Origin of the sequence: Ideonella sp. B508-1 (assembly GCF_000333615.1) — a bacterium.
GTDB lineage: Bacteria > Pseudomonadota > Gammaproteobacteria > Burkholderiales > Burkholderiaceae_C > Ideonella.
On sequence record NZ_BADL01000116.1, the window covers coordinates 1 to 7,328 of the forward strand.

The following is a 7,328-nucleotide window of genomic DNA, read 5'->3' on the forward strand; positions in this document are numbered from 1 at the left end:
TCTCTCGGACGACTTCTGGACGGTTCGCGCCATCGGGTCGCGGTGCAAGAGTGCCTGAACCGTCTGGCCATGTGCCGGGTTCCGCAGCCGACAGGGTGCCACGCACCCTCGGCCCCGCGGACAACGGAGCCCAGGTGACCCTGGGTGTGGGCGCGCAGCTGCGCATTGCGCTGCCGGAGTCGCCCACCACCGGCTTTCGCTGGCGCCTGGACGATGCCGCGGCACAGGCGGCCTGCGGGCTGTTGACGCTGATGGACGATGCCTACGCCGGCCCGGCGCCTGGCCTGGCCGGCGGGGCGGGGCAGCGGGTGTGGACCTGGCAGGCGATGGCCCCCGGCCAGGTTCAGCTGCAATGGGTGCTGCGCCGCGCGGGCGCGCCTGCTGCGGAGCAAGGCCGCTTTTCGGCGCAGGTGAAGGTCCAGGGCTCCGCGGTCGCCTCCGTGTCGACGTAACTGCCGGTGAAGCCCGGCTTGCGGCTGGGCCCAGGCTCGACGCCATGGCCCCGGAACGGGTGGGCCGGGGGCGGCCTTTCTACAATCCGGGCCATGGCTTCACAACGTGTGGTCGTCGGCCTGTCCGGCGGCGTCGATTCCTCGGTCTCCGCCTGGCTGCTCCAGCAGCAGGGCTACGAGGTCATCGGCATCTTCATGAAGAACTGGGAAGACGACGACGACGGCGAGTACTGCTCGACGCGCCAGGACTTCCTGGACGCCGCTTCGGTGGCCGACGTGCTGGGCATCGAGATCGAGCACGTCAACTTCGCGGCCGAGTACAAGGACCGCGTCTTCGCCGAGTTCCTGCGCGAGTACCAGGCCGGCCGCACGCCCAACCCGGACGTGCTGTGCAACGCCGAGATCAAGTTCAAGGCCTTCCTGGACCACGCCATGCGCCTGGGCGCCGACAAGATCGCCACCGGGCACTACGCACGGGTGCGCGAAGTGGGCGGATGCTTCCAGCTGCTCAAGGGCCTGGACCCGCTCAAGGACCAGAGCTACTTCCTGCACCGGCTCAACCAGGCCCAGCTGTCCAAGACCATCTTCCCGGTGGGCGAGCTGCCCAAGACCGAGGTGCGCCGCATCGCGGCCGAGCTCAAGCTGCCCAATGCCAAGAAGAAGGACTCGACCGGCATCTGCTTCATCGGCGAGCGGCCCTTCCGCGACTTCCTCAACCGCTACCTCAGCAACCAGCCCGGCCCCATCCTGGACGACCGCGGCCGCCGGCTGGGCGAGCATGTGGGCCTGTCCTTCTACACCCTGGGGCAGCGCCAGGGCCTGGGCATCGGCGGCGTGAAGGAGAAGAAGGCCCAGCGCGGCGGCGGCGACCACGCCCCCTGGTACGTGGCCCGCAAGGACCTGGAGCGCAACATCCTCTACGTGGTGCAGGGCCACGACCATCCCTGGCTGCAGTACCGCAGCCTGGTGGCCGACGACACCAGCTGGGTGGCCGGCGAGCCGCCGGCGGCCGGCGCCATCGGCGCCAAGACGCGCTATCGCCAGGCTGACGCCCCCTGCACGCTGGCGCCCGGCGCCGGGGCCACGTTGCAGCTGGACTTCGCCGAGCCGCAATGGGCCGTCACCCCGGGCCAGTCGGCCGTGCTCTACGACGGTGAGGTCTGCCTGGGCGGTGGTGTGATCGCCAGCGCCGAACCCTGGCGCTGAGTTTCCGCGCGGTCCCGTCGCCGTATGAAACGGCCTTCGGTGCGATGCGCTGTATTGTTTTGTACATAACGCACGCACCGGACGTCGCAAACGCGACAGCCGTGGCGCACCGAGGCCCTTGGGAAAGGGCGCTCCCCGGGAAGACGCGCACTGGCATGCCGATTGCTCGCTGCCCGTTCGTTCGCTATATACATCCATAAATAACGAACGTATCCGACGTCATACCGAGACCTGCGCGGGCACTCGGTGGGCGGGCGGACAAGCCGCCGGGGAACTTGGGAACCCCTGGGCGGACCTCGTCGAGCAGTGGTCCCTTGAGCCGCTCCAGGTCACAGGGGCATGCCCCGGCACGCCTGGAGATTTCGAATGTTCTCAGGAGAAATCATGTTCCGCATTTCCATGGGCAAACAGTTGTTGGGGGTTTCGGTCGTCGCGCTGGCCCTGGGGGCATCCGCCGCCCAGGCCGCCACGGTCAAGGTCGCGGTGGCGGCCAACTTCCTGGCGCCGCTCAATGCATTGGTCACCGCCTACAAGGCCGCGGGCCGGAGCTATTCCAGTTCCACGTTCACCGTCACCTCGGGGGCCACCGGCGATCTCGCCTCGGCCATCAGCAGCGCCGTCACCTCCGGGGGCAGCACCCCTTACGACCTGTTCTTCGCGGCGGACGACACCACGCCGGCCTCGCTGGCCAGCACGCTCAGCAGCTACGGCGTGGTCCAGACGCCGTACTTCTATGCCCAGGGCAAGTTGGTGCTGTGGTCCAAGTACGGTCCGGATGTCAGCACCGCCGGCTATGCCGGCTTCCCCTCGCCTGCCGGCTATGCCTACGCCAATGGCCAGGTGGCCATCGCCAACCCCGGCACCGCACCGTATGGCACGGCCGCGCAGCAGGTGATGGCGCGGGTCACCGGCATCACCTACCCGGGCGGCAGCTACGACGCCAAGTTCTCCCAGTATTCGACCATCACGGCCACCTACAACGCGGTCAATGCCAGCACGGGGACTACTTCCTACCCCAACCTGGGCTTTGTCGCCAAGTCGCTGCTCTGCGATGCCAGCACCGGGGCCATCCGCAGCCCGCTGACCGGCAGCTACTTCGAGTACACGCCTTCGTCGGTGGACGGCGGGGCGCCGCACGACCGCCTGCTGCAGAACGCGGTGGCCATCCGCGGCCGCAGCGGCGCCAGCGATGCCGCGGTGGACGACTTCTCGGCCTATGTCCAGACGGCGGCCGCCAAAACCATCATCCAGAGCTACTGCTACCTGACCACGGCGTCGTGACGGGAGGGCGCCACCGCCGACATGGGCGGTGGCGCGCGCCGCACAAGAGGAAAAGGAGTTCGAGATGAACAGACCGTCATTCCACCCGCGCCGGCTCAGCCTGGCCATCGCCGCGCTGTGCTGCACACCGGCCCTGTGGGCTGCGCCCCAGGGCGGGGTGGTGACCAGCGGCACCGCCACCATCGGCCAGAGCGGCACGGTCACCACCATCGACCAGGCCTCGCAGAAGGCGGCCATCGACTGGCAGAGCTTCAGCGTCGGGATCCGTGAGACGGTGAACTTCAACCAGCCCAATGCCTCGGCGGTCATCCTCAACCGGGTGATCGGCAACGAGAGCAGCGTCATCGACGGGGCCCTGCATGCCAATGGCCAGGTCTTCCTGATCAACTCCAACGGGGTGCTGTTCGGCAAGGGCAGCCGTGTCAGTGCGGGGGGGCTGGTGGCCAGCACCCGCGATCTCAGCAACGCGGACTTCGAGGCGGGCCGGACGGTCTTCCAGGGCGACAGCGCCGGCGCGGTCGTCAACATGGGCCGGCTCAGCGCGGCGGCGGGGGGCTATGTGGCGCTGCTGGGCCAGCAGGTGGTCAACGAGGGGGTGATCGTCGCCACCCAGGGCACGGTGGCCCTGGCCAGCGGCAACCGGATCAGCCTCAACTTCAACGGTGATTCGCTGCTGGGCCTCAGCCTGGACCAGGGCGCACTCGATGCGCTGGTGGACAACCGGGGGGCCGTCTACGCCGACGGGGGCGCGGTGATCCTCACCGCCAAGGCGGCCGACGCGCTGCTGGGCAGCCAGGTCAATGACAGCGGCATCGTCCAGGCCCGCACGCTGGACGACCTCCAGGGCGACATCCTGCTCAACGCCCTCGGCGGCACCACGCGGGTGTCCGGCACGCTGGACGCCTCGGCCCCCACGGGAGGCGCCGGGGGGCGCATCGAGACCTCCGGGCGGGCCGTGCAGATCGCCGACGGCGCCCTCATCAGCACCCGGGCCGCCCAGGGGGCGACGGGCCACTGGACCATCGACCCCGATGGCTTCACCGTGGGTGCGGACGGTGACATCAGCGCCACCACGCTCGGCAGCCTGCTGGCCAGCAACAACATCACGCTGGAGTCCACCGGCGGCCATGGCACCGACGGGGACATCCATGTCAACGACGCGATCAGCTGGGCCGCCGACACCGTGCTGACCCTGACGGCCACCCAGGATGTCGCGATCCACGCGCCCATCACCGCCACCGGAAGCCACGCCGGCCTGGCCCTGAACTACGGCGGTGACTACAGCATCGACACCGGCGCGGGCGCCTCGGTGACCCTCAGCGGCGCCAACGCCAGCCTCAGCCTCAACGGCACCGCCTACACGCTGGTCCACGACATGACGGCACTGGCCGCGCTGGACGATGTCCACGGCCTGGCCGCCGGCCACTACGCCCTGGCCGAGGATCTGGACGCGTCCGGCACGCCGTACGGCGCGGCGGTGGTGGCCAACCTGTCGGGCACGCTGGCGGGGCTGGGCCACACGATCAGCCACCTGACCCTCGCCGAAGCCTATGGCAGCACCGACAACCTCGGCCTGGTCGGGACGATCACGAGCACCGGCACCGTCCGCGACCTGGGGTTGAGCGACGTCCAGGTGGGCGGGCCCCTGTACGTCGGCGCGCTGGCCGGCGAGAACGACGGCACCATCCTCAACTGCCACAGCAGCGGCACGGTGTCCGGCTACATCAACGTCGGTGGTCTGGTGGGCACCAATGTCGGCAGCATCACCCAGTCCTGGTCCAGCGCCGCGGTCCTGGGGGCCCAGGCCGACTATGGCTCCGGCCTGGAGGGCTATTACAGCGGCGTGGGCGGCCTGGCGGGCGAGAACTACGGCAGCATCACCGACGCCCACGCCACCGGCGATGTCACCGTGCTCAGCGCCGACCCGAGCGCCAGCGCCACCTACATCGGCGGGCTGGTGGGCTACAACGGCAACGGGGTGCTCACGCGCACCTACGCCAGCGGCAATGTGAGCACCACGTCCAATGTCTACTACGTGGGCGGGCTGGCCGGCATCAGCTCCGGCAGCCAGGCCGCCATCATCGACTCCCAGGCCAGCGGCAACGTCAGCGGCGGCAACCACGTGGGCGGCCTGGTGGGCAGCAACGGCTACGGCGCCAGCATCCGCGGCTCGTCGGCCACGGGCACGGTGACCGGCCTGTCGACCGACAGTCCCGCCGACGTGGGCGGCCTGGTCGGCGAAAACCTCTCGGGCAGCACCATCAGCAATTCGTTTGCAACCGGCGAGGTCACCGGCAACAACAGCTACATGGGCGGCCTGGTGGGCAGCAATGGCGGCAGCGTCGCCGATTCCTATGCCACCGGCAATGTGGACCCCACCGGCAACAACAACGCGGGCGGGCTGGTCGGCTCGAACGCCGGCGAGATCAGCGGCTCGCATGCCACGGGCAACGTGTCGGGTGAGTACGTGGGCGGCCTGGCCGCCCTCAACAGCGGCAGCATCGCTGATTCGTATGCGACGGGCAATGTGACGGGCAGCTACGCCGCGGGCGGCCTGGTGGGGGGCAACACCGGCACCATCACCGGCTCCAACGCCTCGGGTGCCGTGGACGGCGCCTACGACGCCGCCGGCGGCCTGGTGGCGGTCAACAGCGGCAGCATCAGCAACTCCAGCGCCACCGGCGCGGTGACCGGCGCGACGGCGGCGGGCGACGACAAGCTCACCGGCCGCAACACCGGCACCATCACCAACAGCAGTTACCACGATGTCGCCGCCGAGGCTGCGGCCGCTGCAGCCGCGCAGGCTGCGGCCGATGCCGCCGCACAGGCAGCCGCACAAGCCGCTGCCGATGCCGCTGCCAAGGCGGCTGCAGATGCCGCCGCCGCTGCGGCCGCCCAGGCCGCGGCCGATGCCGCTGCCGCCGCAGCAGCCCAGGCGGCCGCCGATGCCGCCGCCGATGCCGCCGCCGCCGCCGCGGCACAGGCTGCGGCCGCCGCCCAGGCCGCGGCCGATGCCGCCGCCAAGGCCGCCGCCCAAGCCGCTGCGCAGCAGGCGGCCCAGCAGGCCGCGCGACAGGCCGCGCTGGCCCAGGCCGCGCTGGAGCGGCGGATCCAGCAGGGCACCGGCCAGGCCGCGCAGGCGGTGGCCGACGCCCAGCGCCTGACCCGCCAGGGGGCCGTGGCCGCGAACGAGGCGATCCCGGCTCAGCCCCGCGCCGCCGCCCTGGACAGCCATCTGATCATCAGCGAACCGGGCCGCTTCTCCGCCCATGTCCGGCGCATCGAGGTGGATGGCCAAGTCTATGAGCTGGATGACAACGCCGCCGCCCCGGGCACCTCGCGTCCGGCCACCCCGCCATGAGCCGTCTGTTCCCGGTCCCTCCTTCTGCTTCTTCTCCTTTTGCCTGGCCTGTCATGAAAGCCCTGTCCGTTCTGCGCGGTGCGCCCCGCCGCTGGTCTGTCCCGCTGGCCCTGTGCGTGGGCGCGGGGGCCAGCCCCGCGCAGACAGTGACGCCGCCCTATGGCATTGGCGATGCGCTCAAGGCGGTTCAGCCCGAGCGCGCACCGGTGCCGGCCCCGCCCCCGGCGCCGGTCATCCAGACCCGCGAGGAGGCGCCCCTGAGCCTGCCCGACGGCGCCACGCTGACGGTCAAGGCCTTCCGCTTCGAGGGGGCCGAGTTCATCGGCGAGGACGCGCTGCAGGCCGAGCTGGTCTCCTTTCTGAACCGGCCCCTGCGCATGGCCGACATCGAGGCCGCCGCCGGCCGGATCACCGCGCTGTACCGTCGGCACGGCTACCTGGTGGCCCGTGCCTATGTGCCCCGGCAGGATGCGCGCTCGGGCACCCTGGTGCTGCACATCCTGGTGGGCCATTTCGGCCAGCTCTCGCTGAAGAACACCTCCCGGGTGGCCGATGATCTGCTGCGGCCGGTGTTCCAGTCGCTGCAAGGCCAGGGGGTGGTCAGCCGCGACGGCCTGGAGCGCGCGATGCTGCTGGTCGGCGACATGCCCGGCGCGTCGCTGCCCCGGTTGACGGTGGGCCCGGGCCAGGCGCCGGGCAGCTCGGACTTCGAGGTCGAGGTGCCCGAAGGCCCGCTGGTGACGGGCAGTCTGCTGGGCGACAACCAGGGCTCGCGCTACACCGGCCGGAACCGCGTCAGCCTGGGGCTGGACGTCAATTCCCCCTTGGGGGGGGCAGACCGCCTGTCGCTCAATGCGATGAATGCCGAGGGCGGCGGTCTGGTCAGTGGCCGGCTGGCCTACAGCGTGCCGCTGGGCAGCGACGGCCTGCGCGCCGAGCTGGCGGGCAGCAAGACCACCTACGAGCTGGGCCACGTCTACCAGGACCTGGGCGCCAGCGGCACGGCCTACAGCGCGGAAGCCACCCTG

5 protein-coding genes are annotated in these 7,328 nt (G+C 70.7%); all 5 read left to right on the forward strand.

Going from position 1 to position 7,328, the window contains the following annotated elements; genetic code table 11:
• Nucleotides 1-95: 95 nt before the first annotated feature.
• Nucleotides 96-452 carry a protease inhibitor I42 family protein gene (locus tag I73_RS30710; protein WP_159105844.1) on the forward strand — a complete coding sequence of 119 codons (357 nt, stop codon included), beginning with the start codon at nucleotides 96-98 and terminating at the stop codon, nucleotides 450-452.
• A gap of 93 nt (nucleotides 453-545) precedes the next feature.
• Nucleotides 546-1,658: a tRNA 2-thiouridine(34) synthase MnmA gene (mnmA, locus tag I73_RS05085; RefSeq protein WP_022979624.1), complete on the forward strand. Its 1,113-nt coding sequence runs from the start codon at nucleotides 546-548 to the stop codon at nucleotides 1,656-1,658.
• A 384-nt stretch (nucleotides 1,659-2,042) separates the two neighbouring features.
• On the forward strand, nucleotides 2,043-2,939 hold the full coding sequence (locus I73_RS05090; RefSeq protein ID WP_022979625.1) for a substrate-binding domain-containing protein: 897 nt from the start codon (nucleotides 2,043-2,045) through the stop codon (nucleotides 2,937-2,939).
• 64 nt (nucleotides 2,940-3,003) lie between these two features.
• Nucleotides 3,004-6,300 (forward strand): GLUG motif-containing protein, encoded by a 3,297-nt coding sequence (locus I73_RS26040; protein WP_022979626.1) that lies wholly within the window; start codon nucleotides 3,004-3,006, stop codon nucleotides 6,298-6,300.
• Nucleotides 6,301-6,353: 53 nt separating this feature from the next.
• Nucleotides 6,354-7,328: ShlB/FhaC/HecB family hemolysin secretion/activation protein (locus I73_RS26050; RefSeq protein ID WP_022979627.1), on the forward strand; the 975-nt coding region annotated here is incomplete at its 3' end.

Bases quoted from the DNA above. Each gene is read 5' to 3' on its own strand.
- mnmA (WP_022979624.1), top strand. From the start codon at position 546: ATGGCTTCACAACGTGTGGTCGTCGGCCTGTCCGGCGGCGTCGATTCC.
- I73_RS05090 (WP_022979625.1), top strand. From the start codon at position 2,043: ATGTTCCGCATTTCCATGGGCAAACAGTTGTTGGGGGTTTCGGTCGTC.
- I73_RS26040 (WP_022979626.1), top strand. From the start codon at position 3,004: ATGAACAGACCGTCATTCCACCCGCGCCGGCTCAGCCTGGCCATCGCC.